General features: G+C 71.2%; 2 protein-coding genes. One reads left to right on the forward strand and one right to left on the reverse strand.

All coding sequences use genetic code 11. The features are described from left to right. A partial coding sequence (locus CCN51_RS51235) for an alpha/beta fold hydrolase (protein ID WP_143676222.1) occupies positions 1 to 350 on the forward strand: 350 nt, incomplete at its 5' end. Positions 351 to 366: 16 nt separating this feature from the next. Here the strand turns inward: CCN51_RS51235 and CCN51_RS51240 are convergent. Next, a partial coding sequence (locus tag CCN51_RS51240) for an SRPBCC family protein (RefSeq protein WP_483883486.1) occupies positions 367 to 657 on the reverse strand: 291 nt, incomplete at its 5' end.

Genomic DNA, 657 nt, shown 5'->3' on the forward strand with positions numbered 1-657 from the left:
CGAGGCTGGAGCGGCCCAATCCGGCGCGGGGCGATTTCTTCGCCGAGATCATGGCCGAGCGTTCGGACGGCTGGCGCCCGGTCTTCTCCCGCCGCCAGATGCTCAAGGCCCGCGCGACCTGGGTCCATGACGCCCACTGGGAAGAGCTGGCGCTCGTGCAGTGCCCCACCCTCGTGGTGCGCGGCCTGGACGGCGAGTTGGGCCGGGCGGAGGCGCAGGAGATGGTGCGCGTTCTGCCGCGCGGTGAGTACGCGGAGGTGACGGACGCGGGCCATCTCGTCCACTACGACCAGCCGGAGGGCTGGCGCCGGGCCGTGGAGCCCTTCCTCGCCTCGGTGCTGCCCGCCTAGCCGTGTCATAGCCGTTTCACTGTGCGCGGGTGCGGGATTCGGCGGTGGTCTTCAGGTCGTGCAGCCAGGCTTCGAGGCCCGCGCCGAGGGCCGCGGTCGCGGTGGGGATGTCGGCTTCGACCTGGGCGCCGGTCCAGGTCTCCTCGGTGTGGACGCGGACGCCGCCCTTGACCTTGGTGAAGGTCCACAGATGGACCCCCTCGTCGATGCGCAGCCCTTCACCGATCGCGGGCCCGCGCCACAGGATGCAGTGGTTGCGCTGGAGTTGCTGGACGGTGGAGGTGATCTCCAGGGTGGTGGCGGGGGT

It is taken from the genome of Streptomyces milbemycinicus (assembly GCF_002154605.1).
GTDB classification, from domain to species: domain Bacteria; phylum Actinomycetota; class Actinomycetes; order Streptomycetales; family Streptomycetaceae; genus Streptomyces; species Streptomyces milbemycinicus.